The sequence below is a fragment of the Erwinia sp. E_sp_B01_1 genome, from assembly GCF_036865545.1.
GTDB lineage: Bacteria > Pseudomonadota > Gammaproteobacteria > Enterobacterales > Enterobacteriaceae > Erwinia.
On sequence record NZ_CP142208.1, the window covers coordinates 1361337 to 1379053 of the forward strand.

The following is a 17717-nucleotide window of genomic DNA, read 5'->3' on the forward strand; positions in this document are numbered from 1 at the left end:
CAAGGAGGATGTATGAGCGATATTCAGCCTCTGGTTCGGGCGCGGAATGTGCAGAAAAGCTACGGCGACAATGAAGTTCTGAAGGGCATTGACCTGGATGTGATGCCGGGCGAAGTGGTGGTGATATTAGGGCCATCAGGGTCGGGTAAATCGACCTTCCTGCGCTGTATTAACCATCTGGAAGAGATGAATGCCGGCTCAATAATGGTCGGCGAGCAGCAGATTGGCTATGCGTTGAAAAACGGCCAGCTTCAGCGTTTGTCAGCGCGAAAAATTGCCCGTCAGCGTCAGGAAATTGGCATGGTGTTTCAGCAGTTCAATCTTTATCCGCATATGACGGTGCTGGAAAATATCATCGAAGCGCCGATTGGCGTTCACAAGACGTCCCGCGAGGAAGCTACCCGCCATGCTGTTGAGTTGCTGGCAACCGTCGGGCTGAGCGATAAAGCCGATGCCTGGCCACGTCACCTTTCTGGTGGGCAGCAGCAGCGAGTGGCCATTGCCAGGGCGCTGGCTATTCGCCCACGGCTGATGCTGTTTGATGAGCCGACTTCGGCGCTGGATCCTGAGCTGGTGGGAGAAGTTCTGGCGACGATGCGTACCCTGGCAGATCAGGGGCTGACGATGGTGGTGGTAACGCATGAAATTGGCTTTGCGCGTGAAGCGGCTGACAGGGTGGTGTTTATGGATGGCGGCGTGGTCGTGGAGCAGGGGCCACCTGAAAAAGTGCTGGTGGAGCCTGAGCATCCTCGTTTCAAAGCTTTCCTGAATCGTTTTATCTGATATTATTTCGCGGGCCATCTGTATAGAGCGTAATCTGTTACAGATTGCAGTTGTATTGACCGGTTAACTGCGCGTTAATACACTTTATTGTGATTGACCTTATTACTGGTCAGGTTAAAAAAGAAGGTGTGTATGGAAGGTATCAGTATTGCAAAACTGCTGATTATTGGTGCTCTGATCGTGTTGTTGTTCGGAACCAATAAGTTGCGTTCTCTTGGTGGCGATCTGGGGTCAGCAATTAAAGGCTTTAAAAAGGCAATGAGCGACGACGACACTTCCGCTAAAAAAGCGCCGGTCGCAGAAGAAAAGCCTGCAGAGCAGGTTGCTCATAAAGAGTAATCAGCGTTTGCCGCATAAAAAAAGGATGACTGAGTCATCCTTTTTTTGTTTATGCGTTCTATGTGTAAATAAGTATGTCCCGGGATAAGTCGCCTTATCCCGACAGCTTTATTTCACTTCCAGGCCTTTCGCCTGCATATCGGCGTGATAAGAAGAACGGACAAAGGGTCCGCAGGCAGCATGGGTAAAGCCCATTTCCATTGCCGCTTCTTTCATCTCATCAAATTCTGCCGGGCTGACATAACGCTGAACAGGCAGGTGGTGACGGCTTGGCTGCAGATACTGCCCCAGCGTCAGCATTGTTACGCCATGACGGCGCAAGTCCCGCATCACTTCCACGATTTCGGCATTGGTTTCGCCCAGACCGACCATCAGGCCTGACTTGGTAGGAATTTCCGGGTGAGCTTCTTTAAAGCGCTCAAGCAGCTTCAGTGACCAGTCGTAGTTGGCACCAGGGCGAACCTGACGGTACACGCGCGGCACGTTTTCAAGATTGTGGTTGAACACGTCTGGTGGCGTGGCGTTGAGAATGTCCAGCGCACGATCCATACGGCCACGGAAGTCCGGCACCAGCGTTTCAATTTTAATCGTAGGGCTTTTTTCACGGATAGCGGTGATGCAGTCAGCAAAGTGCTGAGCACCGCCGTCACGCAGGTCGTCACGGTCTACGGAGGTGATAACCACATAGCGCAACGCCATATCAGCAATGGTCTGCGCCAGCTTCAGCGGCTCGTTAGCGTCTGGCGTAACAGGACGGCCATGTGCAACATCGCAGAACGGGCAGCGACGGGTACAGATCGCGCCCAGGATCATAAAGGTAGCGGTACCGTGGTTAAAACATTCTGCAAGGTTAGGACAGGAGGCCTCTTCACAGACGGAGTGCAGGCCATTTTTACGCATGGCAGCTTTGATACCCTGAATGCGGCTGGAGTCAGCAGGGAGCTTGATTTTCATCCACTCCGGCTTACGTAAAATCTCCGTGCGCTCGGTCACCACGGTTTTCACCGGGATCAGGGCCATTTTGTCTGCGTCGCGGTATTTAACACCACGTTCCATCTGAATGGGTTTACTCATAATCTTGCAAGTTCCAGGTTGGCATGCGCGATCCGCATAATACTCAAAGAGTTGTTATCGTCTTCAACTTTATTTGATAAAAGCGCAAAAATTATATCATCCCGGCGCAACATTTTCAGCCAGCCTGCGCGATTAAATGTGACGGAGTTGTAAATTCGCACGCCTGGTTACTTTTGCCGATCGGGCTCAGCCGGTTGCCAGCTCAGGTCGTCGATCTTCAGCAGCCTGGCGAAATGCGCAATCAACTGCGGCTGAACATCGGCGAGAGTCACGCCTGGCTTAAAGGCGCTGAGCTGCGTCATTTCCAGCCCGGCATAGCCGCAGGGATTAATACGCTGAAAGGGCGTCAGGTCCATATCGACATTCAGCGCCAGACCGTGAAAGGAGCAGCCGTTACGGATGCGCAATCCCAGCGAGCAGATCTTCTGATCCTGAACGTAAACGCCTGGCGCATCGGGCCTGGCGGCGGCGCTAATACCAAAATGGGAGAGGGTGGCGATCACCGTCTCTTCGATGGCGGTAACCAACTGTCTGACACCTATTTTGCGGCGCTTGAGATTGATCAGCACGTACATTACCTGCTGACCGGGCCCATGATAGGTCACCTGCCCGCCGCGATCGCTTTGCATCACCGGGATATCGCCGGGCATCAGTAGATGCTCTGCTTTTCCTGCCTGACCCTGAGTAAAGACCGGCAAATGCTCTACCAGCCAGATTTCATCGGGAGTGCTCTCACCGCGCTGCTCAGTGAAATCGTGCATAGCCTGAGAGAGTGGTGCCCAGGGCTGCAGGCCCAGCTGGCGAATGAGTAGAGTATCCTGAGGCAAAACGAATCGTCCGGTTGGAGAGAGAGGGGCAGTATAACGCTGACAAAGGGCAAAACGCATGCCCTCCGTCAGGAAAAAATTTTACAGCACCATACGGACGATTTCGATTTTGCCGAGTTCGTCATACAGCGTTTCCACCTGTTCAATGTGGGTCGCAGTGATGGTGATGGAAACAGAGTGGTAGTTGCCTTTGCTGCTGGGCTTCACGTCCGGAGAGTAGTCACCCGGCGCATGGCGCTGAACCACTTCAACTACCTGATCAACCAGTTCTGGCTGCGCCAGGCCCATTACTTTATAAGTAAAAGGGGTTGGGAATTCGAGTAGTTCTTTAAGATTGGTTTTCATAGTCGCTCCGGTAACGCCAAAACAAAGACTCCCGCTGGTATTGCGGGAGCCTGCAGATAACTCAAATATGGGGTGCATTCACGCCGAAATCAAGGGGCAATACTCCCCCGGAAAGGGGAGTAAGGCAGACTGGCGTGAAGGGGTTAACCAAACCAGTGATGGAACATCAACTTAATGTAATCCACGATGCGGCCAAAGAAGCCACCTTCGGGCGTATCGTTCAGCACCACCAGAGGATGCTGTTCAATCGTTTTCCCGTCCAGCTGGAAGTTGATAGTACCCACCACCTGGTTTTTAGTCAGCGGCGCATGCAGTTCTGTGTTGCTCAGCGTATAGCTGGCTTTCAAATCTTTCATGCGGCCACGGGGGATGGTCAGGTAAACATCTTTTTCCACGCCCAGCTGTACGCGGTCAGTGTTACCAAACCAGACAGGTTCAGAGGCGAACTCTTTACCCGCCTTCAAAGGTGCCACGGTTTCGAAGAAGCGGAAACCCCAGGTCAGCAGTTTTTTGCTCTCTGTTTCACGCCCTTTATAGGTATGACCGCCCATCACGGCAGAGATCAGACGCATCTGGCCTTCGGTGGCAGAGGCCACCAGGTTATAGCCAGCAGCCTCGGTGTGACCGGTTTTAATCCCATCAACCTGCAGGCTGGTATCCCACAGCAGACCATTACGGTTCATCTGGCGGATATTGTTAAAGGTGAACTCTTTCTCTTTATAAACCGCGTATTCGTCCGGAACATCACGGATCAACGCACGGCCAATCAATGCCATATCACGGGCAGAGCTGTACTGGCCTTCCGCATCAAGACCATGCACGGTCTGGAAGTGGCTGTTTTGCAGGCCCAGGGCTTTCACGTAGTTGTTCATCAGGCCAACAAACGCATCCTGGCTGCCAGCGACATAGTCAGCCATAGCAACACAGGCGTCGTTACCGGACTGCAGAACGATACCGCGGGTCAATTCGGAGACGGGAACACGGTCGCCAGGCTTCAGGAACATTAGTGATGAGCCTTTGAATACCGGGTTGCCGGTTGCCCAGGCATCTTTACCTACGGTAACCACGTCGTCCTGTTTGATTTTGCCCGCTTTCACTGCCTGACCGATAACATAACTGGTCATCATTTTGGTCAGGCTGGCCGGGTCACGACGGGCATCGGCATTTTTTTCTGCCAGCACTTTGCCTGAGTTGTAGTCAATCAGGACGTAAGCTTCCGCATCGATATCCGGGACGCCAGGGATCATGGTTTTAATATTCACGTCATCGGCGTGGGCGAAGGAGGTCAGGCTGAGGGCAATCAGCGAGCCCGCCGTCAGGCGTTTAATCAGTGGGGAATGGGTCAGATTGTTCATATTCAGGACTACAACATCCATCGGCTAGGTTAAAAAAAGTGACTCACTATAGCAAAAGCAGTCCTGCCCGGCATCCGTCTTTACCTGGAAGGTTAACAGGCGTATCAGCCTGTTAACCTTCAGGAAGAGGCCGCGACATTACCTTCCGCCAGGTGCGACCGTAATAAAAGAGGTTTGCTGAGCTTCACTGGTCAAACGCTGCTGCAATGCGCTGGCCTGCTGGCGTGAGGTAAAGCGTCCGAGTTGCACCCGGTACACATTGCCACTGCTCTGCACGGAGCCAGGCACACCAAACTGTTTGCTCAGCGTGTTCATCCACTGTTTTGCACGGGCAGGATCGCTAACCGCGCCAACCTGAACCACGTAAGCGGTGCCGGAAGCGGCTGGCTGACTGGCTGCCGTCGCGGGTGCGGCAACAGCCACGGCCGGGGCTGCAACGGCCGGAGAAGCGGCTGGCGCTTCCACGGGTTCGCTACCTTCAAGCACACCGGAACGTAAAGGCTGGGCGGCACCTAAAAAGCCGCTGCTCTGCACCGGGGCACCGAGGTTGTCATCGCTGCGCAGGCTGGCGTTATCGATCGGGTGTGATTCAGGTTGCTGGCTGGCGTCGCCCTGAGCCGGAGCGGCGTTATCGCCACCCATGACCGTCATACCGCCAGCGATATCCGGGCGGGCCGGCAGCGCATAGCTTTGCTTCGCCACTACAGTGCCAATGGTGCCCGGTCCGGACAGGCTGCCATCCGGCGCAACCTTGATGTAATCAACCTTGACCCTGGTATTGTTCGACATATTCAGGCGGTCGCCTGCAGCGCGGGAGAGATCGATAATCCTGCCTGGCGTATAGGGGCCACGGTCATTGACGCGCACCACTATCTGGCGGCCGTTGGCCAGATTAGTGACCCGCACATAGGCTGGCAGGGGCAGAGTAGGGTGCGCCGCGGTCAGGCCATCAGGATCATACTGCTCTCCGGTGGCCGTGCGGTTACCGCCCGCCTCTTCGCCATACCAGCTTGCCAGCCCGGTTTCGCTGTAGTTGGAGGGATCTTTGATTATGCGGTAGGTTTTTCCGTTAACGCTGTAGTCCTGGCTGGTCCCTGGATTTTGCGCTTCATAACGCGGTTCCACACCGCCAATTTCCACTACCGGCCCGTTATAAGCAGGTTGCTGCGGGGCAGATGCCTGCTGCTGTTCAGGGGCAGTACAGGCTGCCAGCAGCGCCGTTGCCAGACCAATCCAAAGCCAATCCTTACGCATGTGTACGCCTCTTAAACGCTTTTTGACAACAGTTTTCGGTGGGTATGAATCGACATAATAATGCCAAACCCGGCCATCAGCACTATCAGGGCAGAACCGCCATAGCTGACCAATGGCAACGGAACCCCTACCACCGGCAGAATGCCGCTGACCATACCAATATTAACAAAAACATAAACAAAGAAGATCAACATCAACCCGCCGGCCATCACGCGTCCGAAGGTGGTTTGCGCCCGCGCCGCCATCATCAGCCCACGCATGATCACCAGGATGTAGAGTAGCAGTAGCACCAGGACGCCCACCAACCCTAATTCTTCTGCCAGCACGGCGAAAATGAAGTCGGTATGGCGTTCGGGTAAAAACTCAAGCTGGGACTGAGTCCCATGCAGCCAGCCTTTGCCGCGCAGCCCGCCCGACCCAATAGCAATTTTGGATTGAATAATGTGGTAGCCCGCCCCCAGGGGATCGCTCTCGGGATCCAGCAGCATCATCACGCGGTCCCGCTGGTAATCATGCATCAGGAAGAACCAGAGCACGGGCACAAAAGCGGCTACCAGCAGCACTGCCACGGCAATCAGTTTCCAGCTCATCCCGGATAAAAACAGCACGAACAGGCCGGAAGCGGCGATCAGGATTGAGGTTCCCAGGTCCGGCTGCGCCGCCACCAGCAGCGTGGGCATAAAGATCAGCACCAGCGCAATAGCGGTATTTTTTAACGTTGGCGGGCAGATATCGCGGTTGATAAAGCGTGCCACCATCAGCGGCACGGCAATCTTGGCTATCTCAGAGGGCTGGAATCGTACCACTCCCAGGTCCAGCCAGCGCTGCGCGCCTTTACTGATATGGCCAAAGGCATCCACGGCCACCAGCAGGATCACGCAGACGATATAGAGATAGGGCGCCCAGCCTTCATAGACCCGAGGCGGGATTTGAGCCATCACCAGCATGATCACGATACCCATCGCGATCTGACCAAGTTTGCGCTCCATCATGCCCGGATCCTGGCCGCTGGCACTCCAGATAACCAGAGCGCTGTATACCAGCAGGGCAAAAATCAGGATGAAAAACGTCGGGTCGACATGGATCCGGGTCCAGATGGTGCGTTTTTGGTGACGATCATTCATGACTATTCACCCTCGTAGCCCTGCGGCACAGGGGCGGCATCAGGCAGGTTGGTATTGTTATCACCGAGCATAATATGGTCCAGAATCTGGCGCATAATGGTGCCCACAGCCGGACCAGCCCCGCCGTTTTCCAGGATCATGGTGACAGCCACGCGGGGGTTGTCATAAGGCGCGTAGGCGGTCATAAGCTTGTGGTCGCGAAGGTGTTCAGCGATTTTATGCGCATTGTAGGTTTCATTGGCTTTCAGCCCATAGACCTGAGCTGTACCGGATTTAGCAGCAATTTTGTAAGGCGCGTCAGAGAAACTTTTTCTCGCCGTGCCGTTAGGGCGGTTTGCCACGCCGTACATACCATCTTTGGCGATTTCCCAGTAGCCGGAATGAATATCGGCAATAGGTGCGCTGACGGGCTGACGATAAGGAACGCGGACATTGTTCACCACGTTAGACTGCATCAGGTGCGGCGTTTTCACCATGCCATCATTGATCAGGGTCATCATCGCTTTATTCATCTGCACCGGGGTCGCAGTCCAGTAACCCTGGCCGATCCCCACCGGAATGGTGTCACCCTGATACCAGGGTTTTTTGAAGCGTTTCATTTTCCATTCACGCGTCGGCATATTGCCCGGCGTTTCTTCCACCAGGTCGATACCGGACAGATGGCCGTAACCAAATTTGTTCATCCAGTCGCCCAGGCGATCGATACCCATATCGTAGGCAACCTGATAGAAAAAGGTGTCAGCAGACTCTTCCAGTGATTTGGTGACGTTCAGGCGGCCATGTCCCCAGTGCTTCCAGTCGCGGAAGCGTTTTTCAGAACCGGGCAACTGCCACCAGCCGGGATCGAACAGGCTGGTATTTTTGTTGATCACGCCCGCCGTCAGGGCAGAGACAGCAATATAGGGTTTTACCGTGGAGGCAGGCGGATAGGCACCCTGCGTGGCACGGTTAATCAGTGGCCGGTTCGGGTCATTGAGCAGCATGTTGTAATCCTTGCTGCTGATGCCATCAACGAACAGATTCGGGTCATAGCTCGGCATCGACACCATTGCCAGGATATCGCCATTACGTGGGTCTGTGACCACTACGGCGGCGCGACTGCCCTGCAGCAGCGTTTCGATATACTGCTGAAGCTTAAGGTCAATAGTCAGGTAGATATCCTGCCCGGCCTGCGGTGACTGTTCATGAAGCTGGCGGATAACTCTGCCACGGTTGTTAACTTCCACCTCTTCATAACCGGTCTTGCCATGCAGCATCTCTTCATAAAAACGCTCAATGCCCAGCTTGCCGATATCATGGGTAGCGGCGTAGTTGGGCCATTTTCCCTCTTTATCGAGGCGCTCAACGTCCCGGTCGTTGATTTTCGACACGTAGCCCAGTACGTGCGTAAGGGCGGAGTTGTACGGATAATAGCGGCGCTGATAACCCTTAACTTCCACGCCCGGAAACGCATACTGGTTCACGGCAAAGCGGGCAACCTGCACATCATTCAGGCCTGTTTTTACCGGTATAGAGGTAAAGCGGCGTGAGCGCTTACGCTCTTTTTCAAAAGCCACAAGGTCTTCGTCAGTGAGATCGGCAATGGGCCGTAGCGCCTGCAGGGTTTTTTCGAGGTCTTCGACTTTTTCAGGCACCAGTTCAATCTGGTAAATGGTGCGGTTAAGCGCCAGAGGCAGACCGTTACGGTCAAAAATGATGCCGCGGCTGGGGGCGACCGGAACCAGTTTGATGCGGTTTTCGTTGGAGCGGGTGCTGTAATCCGTGTAGCGGATAATTTGCAGATGGTACAGATTGACCACCAGGATACCGGAAAGCACTAAAATGCCAAAAAAAGCGATCAGCGCACGGCGAACAAACAGTGTCTGCTCGGCGGTGTAGTCACGAAAAGAGTTACGTTGTAATTTCATCCGCTGTTTCAGTGTATCCCGTTGAGCTTATGGGCTATTCCCGATGATAAGGGTGATTCGCAGTAATGCTCCATGCACGGTACAGACTCTCCGCCACCAGCACGCGAACCAGCGGATGGGGCAGGGTAAGCTTAGAGAGGGACCAGGATTGTTCGGCTGCGGCCTTGCAGGCGGCTGACAATCCTTCCGGTCCGCCGATCAGCAGGCTGACATCGCGGCCATCCTGCTTCCAGCGCTCAAGCTGAGTTGCAAGCTGTGGGGTTTCCCACGGCTGACCCGGAATATCCAGCGTGACAATACGATTGCCTTTACCCGTGGCGGCCAGCATCAGTTCACCCTCTTTGTCGAGAATGCGTTTGATGTCGGCGTTTTTGCCGCGCTTACCGGCAGGAACTTCGGTCAGTTCCAGCGGCATATCTTTAGGAAAACGACGCAGATACTCAAGAAATCCGGTCTGCACCCAATCCGGCATTTTGGTGCCGACGGCGACCAGCTGCAACTTCACGGCTTAACTCCAGAGTTTTTCGAGTTCGTAGAGCTGACGGCTCTCTTCCTGCATCACATGAACAATCACGTCGCCCAGATCGACCACGACCCAGTCGGCGGTGGCTTTGCCAGCGATACCCAGAGGTTTCAGACCGGCAGCACGGGATTCCTGTACCAGATGATCGGCAATGGAAGCTACGTGACGTGTTGAGGTACCGGTGCAGATAATCATGCAGTCGGTAATGCTGGATTTGCCCTGAACGTTAATAGAAACAATATCCTGAGCTTTTAAATCGTCGATTTTATCAATGACGAAGTCTTGGAGTGCTTGACCTTGCAAAAGGTTCCCCCTGGAAAATGGTTGACTCAATTAGGGTACATCCTGACAGGACTAAATGTCACTTATCGCTCACGACGGGAGCCTGAGGCGTGGTATCAGAATGTGGCTTAGTATCCCATGCCAGCGTTCAGGATCCACTAAACAAAGTTTTGTGAATTTGTGTCTTCACCTGCGTGGCGCCAAAGCATGGCAGCGGAGAATAGCAGCCCAGCAATAAGAGTCAATGGTATCGGCGCTTATTCCGGAGATGAACTTGACGGGGAAGGGGGCGGGGATGAAAAAGGGCCAGGAGAGAGAGGGCGATAACGAGGGTAAATTCTCTGCCTTCCTGGCCAACAGACGACGGCATAATGCTGCCGCTGATTTCAGTTTCTGTTATTCAGCGATCACGACATCCGGGAAATGCTCTTTGACGCAGCTTTCATAATCGCCTTTTTTGAAGGCGCTGTAGGCAGTCTGATAGCCAACCAGTTTACAGGCGTAACTTTTCCCACCCGGATTGCCTTCTTTGTAATCCCAGCTCTCTTCCCAGTACACAGGGATAGCGCCGGCACCCCTTTCCGAAAATTGCTGCATACCTTTACATCCCAGCACTTCATTTTTTGGCACGGAGACATTCAGCGCCTGCGCAAAAGCTTTGTAGTATTTAATACGATTCAGTGACTGGGCAATTTCCTGGCTGCCACCACACTCCACGCCACCATTGATGATTTGCGTGGTGACGCCAAAGCCCGGGGTCAGGCCGGAAGTTTTATCGTAATCATTGGGCTGCCAGGTGCCGTCGATAACAAATTGCATGCTTGGCTTAGGCGGCTGAGGATAAATATAGAAGAAGATGGCGCTGGCCAGGTTCAGCCAGGTATCAGCAACAAGTTCTGGTTTATCGAGCAGAGTCCGCACATCACCAAACATCGCTTCAGAGAAGGGGCCATAGTTATAGTTGTAGCTCAGCTGTTTGGCACCCCGGCCAAAATAGCTCAGGTACTGCCCATTTTTATCCTTACCGCAAGGCCAGGCTTTTCCCTGCCAGGTGGCTGGATTACACTCTCCGTTATAACCATTTGGCTGACCTTCAGCCCAGCCCATTTCACGCACCCAGTGCAGACCCTGGCGCCATTCCGGAATGGCGCTGTGAACATTGTGCTCACCGGTTTCCTGTGCAAAGTGCGCAAACATGGTAGCCAGCGTTTTGCGACAAATCTCTTCTGCATTGCGCCCATCGTCGAAATCACCGCAAAGACGCGGGAATTTTCCGACGGCTTTAAGCAGGTTTTCGTAGGTATAAGCCGGGTCACGACTGGAGAAAAGATGGTCCCAGCGCTCCGCGTCGATGATTTTTTCTACCAGCTTAACGTTGGCGGGGTTATTTTTGTTTCCGGCAGCAATCTTCTCAACGCTGTCGTTATCCAGCGTGGCGATCGATTTTTTGACTGCGGTCATGATGGTGCTGTTGGTCAGTTCTGCTTCAGCCTCTGCCAGTTCCGCACGGGTCAGGGTTTTGGTTTTTACCGGGTCCGCTTTATCCCCGGCGGATCCTTCACCCGCGCCGTTGCTTTCGCTGCCGGTAAAGATTTTCCAGGCTGATTCCCAGCCAAAGCCTGCACCCGGTTCATAGGCAGCAGCAATGCCGTTGCACCATGCTGCCACGCCAGGCAGGCAGACATAGTTTTTACCGGCATGGCTGACTACGTCCCCTGATTTATATGCGCCGCCTGCTTTATAAGCCGGGTAATCTGAAGGGGCAACCTCTTCTGCTGTATTGTCTTCAGGCTGGGGAGTGACGTCTGGAGTCCCGGCATCAGGGGTTTCCGGGTTACTGCTGATTTTTTCCCACGGAGAATCCCAGGCATTTTCGACGGCTGCATCGGGACGCTGACCCGCACCTACCCACCATTTTGCATGGTAATCGTTGCCATTGAGGGTGACATAGGCGCCCCCGGTATAGCTTTGGGCCGGATTATAGGTTTCATAGGCAAAGGCATTGAAGGATAAAGCAACACAGCTGGCTAGCAGCAGCTTTTTGAAGCCTTTGTTTTTGTTACTGTGCATAAATTAAAACTCCCTGATTACTGTGTCAGGGGGAATATCCCCTGCAAGCCCCACGCCGGGCTTGTCAGGTGATTTTATTTCTGAATGTTTCTTAAGCCCATATTTTGGTGCTTAACTAAGCGGGAAAGCGTAAAAAACGCGCGTTTTATGGGGGGTAGCATCAGGCAGAATTAAACCAGCCCGCTGATTTAAAAATTTAAGTTAAATCAGTGGTTACCGCTTTATCCTGAATCTATGAGGAAGGCGCTGACTTAAGAGTAAAGGTTGTGCTGATCCATCCAGTTGATAACTGGCGCTGGCAGCAGCCCCGCAACTGAGTTCCCGGCATGGCGCCGTTCACGGATTTCAGTTGCGGAAATGTCCAGCATGGCCGTCTCTGCCAGGTAAATGCAGCCCGAAGGTTGCTGATGCAGGTGCGAGATGTTTGTAGTCTGGTGGTCAGCAAGCCACTTTTTCAGTTCAGGCAGAGGCATCTGTTCGGGATAACCGGGACGTTTACAGACCAGTAAATGACAGTAATCCAGCAGTTCCTCCCAGCGATGCCACTTGTGTAATGTCAGCAGGGAATCCTGTCCGATAATAAACCCCAGCGGCTGATCTTTCCCTCGTTCTTGCCGCAACGCGATCAGCGTCTCGAGGGTATAAGAGGGGGTCTCACGTTGCATTTCCCGCAAATCAATGTCGAATAACGGATTGTCGGCTATTGCCAGCCTGATCATCTCCACCCGCTGCGCTGGTGTGGCTTCTGGCTGCGGGCGGTGAGGAGGGACATTATTGGGCATCAGCGTCACTTTTTGCAGGCCGGTCAGCTTTGCCAGCGCTTCAGCCGGTTTCAGGTGGCCGTAATGCACAGGATCGAAAGTGCCGCCAAACAGCGCCTGGAGTGAGCGGGTATCAGACATCGCAGAAGCTCAGCGGAAAGGAACTTTGACACAACAGCAGGGAGAGCGTCTCCAGCTCTGACCACACCGACTGACCATAATCCTGCTTCAGGGTCAGCTCAATGCGGGTCAGCAGATGAATGGCCTGCGCAAGCTGTCCGGCGGAGAGACGTTGCAGGGCTTCACTGTAAAGTGGGCGACGGTTTTGCCATACCCGTTGCTGATCGAACAGCGTTCTCAGAGGCGTGTTTACACTCTGACGTTGCAACGTCAGCAGGGTAAGCAGCTCGCGCTGCAGGGTACGTAAAAGGATCACCGGCTCGCTGTCTTCAGCCCGCATCTGGCGCAATATATGCTGTGCACGTTTGCTTTTACCGGCCAGCAAAGCATCCACCCAGTGGAAGGGGGTAAAGTGAGCGGCATCATTAACCGCCTGCTGCACCCTTGGTAGCGTGAGCTTACCGTCTGGCCACAACAGTGACAGCCGTTCCAGCGCCTGAGCCAGAGCCAGCAGATTACCTTCGTAGCAGTAACAAAGCAGCTGAATAGCGGCTTCATCCACGCTGAGCTTGAGGCTTTTAGCCCGCGTTGCGGCCCAGCGAGGAAGCTGAGTATGTTCAGGTGTCTGACAGGGAACCACCACACCGTGCGCACTCAGCGCTTTAAACCACGCGCTGTTCTCCTGCGCTTTGGTCAGCCGGGTAGCCCGCAACATCAGCAGGATATCAGCATGGAGCAGCGTAGAGAGGGTGAGCAGCTGTTCACCGATAGCGGCATTAGGGCCATTTTCAGGAAGCGTCAACAGCAGGGTCTGACGGCTGGCAAACAGGCTCAATGCCTGGCAGGTCGAAAAGATCGCATCCCAGTCGGTGTAAGCATCCGTCACTACACTGAAGTGTTCGGTGAAGCCCTGCTGTTGGGCAGCCGCGCGCACCGCATCCTGGGATTCCTGCAGTAAAAGGGGATCGTTGCCGGTCAGAATGTAACAAGCGCGCAGCCCCTCATGGAGCTGCGCGCTTAACTGCTCAGGGTAGATCCTGATCATCTTGCCAGTGAGTCGTCTGGTAAAACGGACTGTGGAGACGTTTGATCAATCGCCGCTGGCGCAGTGTCCAGCGTGTTGATTGAGCTATCATTCTCTGCGGCATGCACTGTCAGCAGTTTACGGACCAGCTGTTGAGAAGCCTGAGTACGCATTTCACTGATGATGATGTTCTGCTCAGAGTCCTTAGCCAGGGCGGCCAGCGGGTTATCAAAGAACGTACGGTAGACCGTTGCGCTGATTGGGTAGATCCCTTTATTAGGAACCAGAACCTGAGCACGAACAGTCATCACCATAGAGTACTCTGCCGTTTTGCCATCCTGGAAGATCGAGGCGGTATCTTTGCCCTGGGAAGCACCCAGCAGACGCAGAGACGGAAGGTCAGTACGCAGGCCTGGATCGTCCAGTACAGTAACGTTATTGAGGCGCAGCTCTTCACGCACGGCGCGGGTTAGCGGGCCATACGGGTCGGAAGTATCCAGCACCATCGTTTTCATTTCTTGCGGAACCGCAGTGGTTCCGCGCAGATGAAAGCCACAACCTGCGGTGATCAACACCGCAAGACCCAGCATCACAGACAAAATCGGATGTCGCACAATTCCTCCTGACATCAACCCACGACCAGGTTAAGCAGCTTGCCCGGTACGTAAATCACTTTACGAATGGTGACGCCATCAAGATATTTGGCGACCAGATGCTCCTGCGCGGCACGAGCCTGAACCTGTTCCTGCGTTGCATCAGCCGGAACGGTAATTTTGCCACGTACTTTACCATTAACCTGAATCACCACCAGCAGAGAATCTTCCACCATTGCGGATTCATCAGCGACCGGCCACGGCGCGTTATCAATATCGCCTTCGCCGCCCAGAGCCTGCCACAGCGTGAAGCAGGCGTGCGGCGTGAACGGATAAAGCAGACGAACCACAGCCTGCAACGCCTCCTGCATCAGGGCGCGATCCTGCTCGCTCTCCTGAGGGGCACGAGCCAGCTTGTTCATCAGCTCCATAATCGCCGCGATGGCGGTATTGAAGGTCTGACGACGGCCAATGTCATCGGCCACTTTGGCGATGGTTTTGTGCAGTTCGCGACGCAGTGATTTTTGATCGTCATTGAGGCTGGACACATCGAGCGCGACCGTCGGGCCTTTCTCGCTGTGTTCGAAGGCCAGACGCCAGACGCGTTTCAGGAAGCGGTTAGCCCCTTCCACACCGGATTCCTGCCATTCCAGCGTCATCTCAGCCGGTGAAGCGAACATCATAAACAGACGCACGGTATCAGCACCGTAACGCTCAACCATCACCTGAGGATCAATGCCGTTGTTTTTAGACTTGGACATCTTACTCATGCCAGCGTAAACCAGCTCGCGTCCGGTGGCGTCGGTGGCTTTGGTGATGCGGCCTTTCTCATCGCGCTCAAGCGTTACGTCAACCGGAGAAACCCAGTTGCGTTCGCCGTTGAGGCCCAGATAATAGAAGGCATCAGCCAGAACCATACCCTGGCAAAGCAGACGTTTAGCCGGCTCGTTCGAGGTCACCAGACCCGCATCACGCAGCAGCTTGTGGAAGAAGCGGAAGTAGAGCAGGTGCATGATGGCGTGTTCGATGCCGCCGACATATTGATCTACCGGCAGCCAGTAGTTGGCTGCAGCCGGGTCCAGCATGCCTTTGTCGTAATCCGGGCAGGTGTAGCGGGCATAGTACCAGGAAGACTCCATAAAGGTGTCAAAGGTATCGGTTTCGCGGAACGCAGGCTGACCGTTAACGGTGGTTTTAGCCCATTCCGGATCGGCTTTGATCGGGCTGGTGATCCCATCCATGACCACGTCTTCTGGCAGGATAACCGGCAGCTGGTCTTCCGGCGTTGGCATCACAGTGCCATCTTCCAGCGTCACCATTGGGATTGGCGCACCCCAGTAGCGCTGACGGGAAACACCCCAGTCGCGCAGACGGTAATTTACTTTACGCTCGCCCACACCGCTTGCGGCCAGTTTGTCGGCAATAGCATTGAAGCCAGCGTCATAGGAGAGGCCGTCAAACTCACCGGAGTTAAACAGCGTACCTTTTTCGGTCATGGCAGCTTCAGCCAGATCGGGCTGGCTGCCGTCGGCATTCAGGATCACCGGCTTGATGCTGAGATCGTATTTGGTGGCGAACTCCCAGTCACGCTGGTCGTGGCCCGGAACGGCCATCACGGCACCGGTGCCGTATTCCATCAGCACAAAGTTGGCAACCCACACCGGCAATTTCTCGCCAGAAAGCGGATGAACGGCAAACATGCCGGTCGCCATGCCTTTCTTCTCCATGGTCGCCATTTCAGCTTCGGCAACCTTGGTATTACGGCATTCGGCAATAAAATCGGCCAGCGCCGGATTCATTGCTGAGGCTGCTGCAGCCAGCGGATGACCTGCCGCCACGGCCAGATAGGTTACACCCATAAAGGTGTCAGGGCGGGTGGTGTAGACGCTGAGCTTTTCAGTGCTGTCAGCCACATCAAAGGTGATTTCCACCCCTTCGGAACGGCCAATCCAGTTACGCTGCATGGTTTTGACCTGCTCAGGCCAGCTTTCCAGCGTGTCCAGGTCGTTCAGCAGTTCATCAGCGTAATCGGTAATTTTAACGAACCACTGTGGGATCTCTTTGCGCTCAACTTTGGTATCGCAGCGCCAGCAGCAGCCATCAATAACCTGCTCGTTAGCCAGCACGGTCTGATCGTTCGGGCACCAGTTAACCGCTGAGGTCTTTTTATAAACCAGGCCTTTTTCGTAAAGCTTAGTGAAGAACCACTGCTCCCAGCGATAGTATTCTGGCTGGCAGGTAGCCAGTTCACGATTCCAGTCATAGCCGAAGCCCAGCAGTTTCAACTGGTTCTTCATATAGGCGATGTTGTCGTAGGTCCAGGGAGCGGGTGCGGTGTTGTTTTTTACTGCCGCGCCTTCAGCAGGCAGGCCAAACGCATCCCAGCCAATCGGCTGCAGGACGTTTTTGCCCAGCATACGCTGGTAGCGGGAAATCACATCACCGATGGTGTAATTGCGAACATGACCCATATGGAGGCGGCCAGAAGGATAGGGCAGCATGGAGAGGCAGTAGTACTTCTCTTTACCTTCCTCTTCGGTCACGTTGAACGTTTGCTTCTCATCCCAGTGCTGTTGGACATGGGATTCTATCTCTTCCGGGCGGTATTGCTCTTGCATGGCAGCCAGTAGTCCTTTGTAAACTTTTTATGAGTTCGTTCAGATCCGCATAGCATAGCTGATCCCTACCCGGCGCAACAACAGTAACCGCCCAGACAAGCGGCATTTCTCTGCAAGCTGGAAGATAACAGGCAATTTTTGCAGGCGGCCATCCGCAAAAAAATGATTGGCGCTAGAATTAAAAGGTAACGTATTGGTGCGTTAAGGAGAAAAAATGAACAAGGTTGCTCAGTATTATCGTGAACTGGTCTCTTCTCTGACGGAAAGAATCAATCGGGGAGAGCATGATATTGATGCGCTGGTAGAAAGTGCCAGACAGCGCATGAACAACCGCGGGGAGTTAACCCGCAGCCAGATTGATGATGTCACCCGTGCTGTGCGCAGAGATCTGGAGGAGTTCGCCCGGAGCTACACGGAGACTCAGGATGATTCCGGCGACAGCGTATTTATGCGCGTTATCCGTGAAAGCGTGTGGAAGGAGCTGGCGGACATAACCGATAAGAGTCAGCTTGAGTGGCGTGAAGTTTTTCAGGACCTGAATCACCACGGCGTGTACCAAAGCGGTGAAGTCGTAGGGCTTGGTAATCTGGTCTGTGAACAATGTCAGTTTACCCGCGCTATTTACACGCCCGAAACGCTGACACGCTGTCCGGAATGCGGCAACGATCAGTTCCAGCGGCAACCATTCGAGCCTTAATTTAGTGGGCAGAGGGAATAG

General features: G+C 54.1%; 17 protein-coding genes. 3 read left to right on the forward strand and 14 right to left on the reverse strand.

Annotated elements, in window-relative coordinates; genetic code table 11:
- Positions 1-12 precede the first annotated feature (12 nt).
- Complete coding sequence (locus VRC33_RS06680) at positions 13-783, forward strand: amino acid ABC transporter ATP-binding protein (RefSeq protein WP_338562099.1); 771 nt, start codon at positions 13-15, stop codon at positions 781-783.
- Between the two features lie 132 nt (positions 784-915).
- Positions 916-1122: a twin-arginine translocase subunit TatE gene (gene tatE, locus VRC33_RS06685; protein ID WP_147196202.1), complete on the forward strand. Its 207-nt coding sequence runs from the start codon at positions 916-918 to the stop codon at positions 1120-1122.
- Positions 1123-1230: 108 nt separating this feature from the next.
- On the opposite strand, the gene lipA is transcribed toward tatE, so the two are convergent.
- The 14 genes from lipA to leuS all read right to left on the reverse strand — a co-directional run bounded on the left by lipA (position 1231) and on the right by leuS (position 16999).
- Positions 1231-2196, reverse strand: a complete 966-nt coding sequence (gene lipA / locus VRC33_RS06690) for a lipoyl synthase (protein WP_338562104.1) — start codon at positions 2194-2196, stop codon at positions 1231-1233.
- A gap of 167 nt (positions 2197-2363) precedes the next feature.
- The gene (lipB, locus tag VRC33_RS06695) at positions 2364-3023 is read right to left on the reverse strand and encodes a lipoyl(octanoyl) transferase LipB (RefSeq protein WP_338564114.1); all 660 of its coding nucleotides are present in this window, start codon (positions 3021-3023) and stop codon (positions 2364-2366) included.
- 81 nt (positions 3024-3104) lie between these two features.
- Entirely contained in the window at positions 3105-3368 is a 264-nt protein-coding gene (gene ybeD / locus VRC33_RS06700; RefSeq protein ID WP_013201269.1) for a DUF493 family protein YbeD, read from the reverse strand.
- A gap of 143 nt (positions 3369-3511) precedes the next feature.
- Entirely contained in the window at positions 3512-4723 is a 1212-nt protein-coding gene (gene dacA / locus VRC33_RS06705; protein ID WP_338564116.1) for a D-alanyl-D-alanine carboxypeptidase DacA, read from the reverse strand.
- 138 nt (positions 4724-4861) lie between these two features.
- Positions 4862-5977 carry an endolytic peptidoglycan transglycosylase RlpA gene (gene rlpA / locus VRC33_RS06710; RefSeq protein ID WP_338562107.1) on the reverse strand — a complete coding sequence of 372 codons (1116 nt, stop codon included), beginning with the start codon at positions 5975-5977 and terminating at the stop codon, positions 4862-4864.
- Positions 5978-5988: 11 nt separating this feature from the next.
- Positions 5989-7101 carry a peptidoglycan glycosyltransferase MrdB gene (mrdB, locus tag VRC33_RS06715; protein WP_338562109.1) on the reverse strand — a complete coding sequence of 371 codons (1113 nt, stop codon included), beginning with the start codon at positions 7099-7101 and terminating at the stop codon, positions 5989-5991.
- Between the two features lie 2 nt (positions 7102-7103).
- Positions 7104-9008, reverse strand: a complete 1905-nt coding sequence (gene mrdA, locus VRC33_RS06720) for a peptidoglycan DD-transpeptidase MrdA (RefSeq protein WP_338562111.1) — start codon at positions 9006-9008, stop codon at positions 7104-7106.
- Between the two features lie 34 nt (positions 9009-9042).
- The gene (rlmH, locus tag VRC33_RS06725) at positions 9043-9513 is read right to left on the reverse strand and encodes a 23S rRNA (pseudouridine(1915)-N(3))-methyltransferase RlmH (protein ID WP_338562113.1); all 471 of its coding nucleotides are present in this window, start codon (positions 9511-9513) and stop codon (positions 9043-9045) included.
- Between the two features lie 3 nt (positions 9514-9516).
- Positions 9517-9834, reverse strand: coding sequence for a ribosome silencing factor (gene rsfS / locus VRC33_RS06730; RefSeq protein ID WP_338562115.1), 318 nt, complete (start codon positions 9832-9834; stop codon positions 9517-9519).
- Positions 9835-10209: 375 nt separating this feature from the next.
- Positions 10210-11883 carry a glycoside hydrolase family 19 protein gene (locus VRC33_RS06735; protein WP_338562117.1) on the reverse strand — a complete coding sequence of 558 codons (1674 nt, stop codon included), beginning with the start codon at positions 11881-11883 and terminating at the stop codon, positions 10210-10212.
- A gap of 251 nt (positions 11884-12134) precedes the next feature.
- On the reverse strand, positions 12135-12785 hold the full coding sequence (gene nadD, locus VRC33_RS06740; RefSeq protein WP_338562119.1) for a nicotinate-nucleotide adenylyltransferase: 651 nt from the start codon (positions 12783-12785) through the stop codon (positions 12135-12137).
- Positions 12778-13809, reverse strand: a complete 1032-nt coding sequence (holA, locus tag VRC33_RS06745; RefSeq protein WP_338562122.1) for a DNA polymerase III subunit delta — start codon at positions 13807-13809, stop codon at positions 12778-12780. Before holA ends, nadD begins: the two co-directional genes overlap by 8 nt.
- The gene (gene lptE / locus VRC33_RS06750) at positions 13806-14402 is read right to left on the reverse strand and encodes an LPS assembly lipoprotein LptE (protein ID WP_338562125.1); all 597 of its coding nucleotides are present in this window, start codon (positions 14400-14402) and stop codon (positions 13806-13808) included. Before lptE ends, holA begins: the two co-directional genes overlap by 4 nt.
- Positions 14403-14416: 14 nt before the next feature.
- Positions 14417-16999 (reverse strand): leucine--tRNA ligase, encoded by a 2583-nt coding sequence (leuS, locus tag VRC33_RS06755; RefSeq protein ID WP_338562127.1) that lies wholly within the window; start codon positions 16997-16999, stop codon positions 14417-14419.
- A gap of 214 nt (positions 17000-17213) precedes the next feature.
- On the opposite strand from leuS, the gene VRC33_RS06760 reads away from it, so the two are divergent.
- Positions 17214-17696 (forward strand): zinc ribbon-containing protein, encoded by a 483-nt coding sequence (locus VRC33_RS06760; RefSeq protein WP_338562129.1) that lies wholly within the window; start codon positions 17214-17216, stop codon positions 17694-17696.
- Positions 17697-17717: the final 21 nt, after the last annotated feature.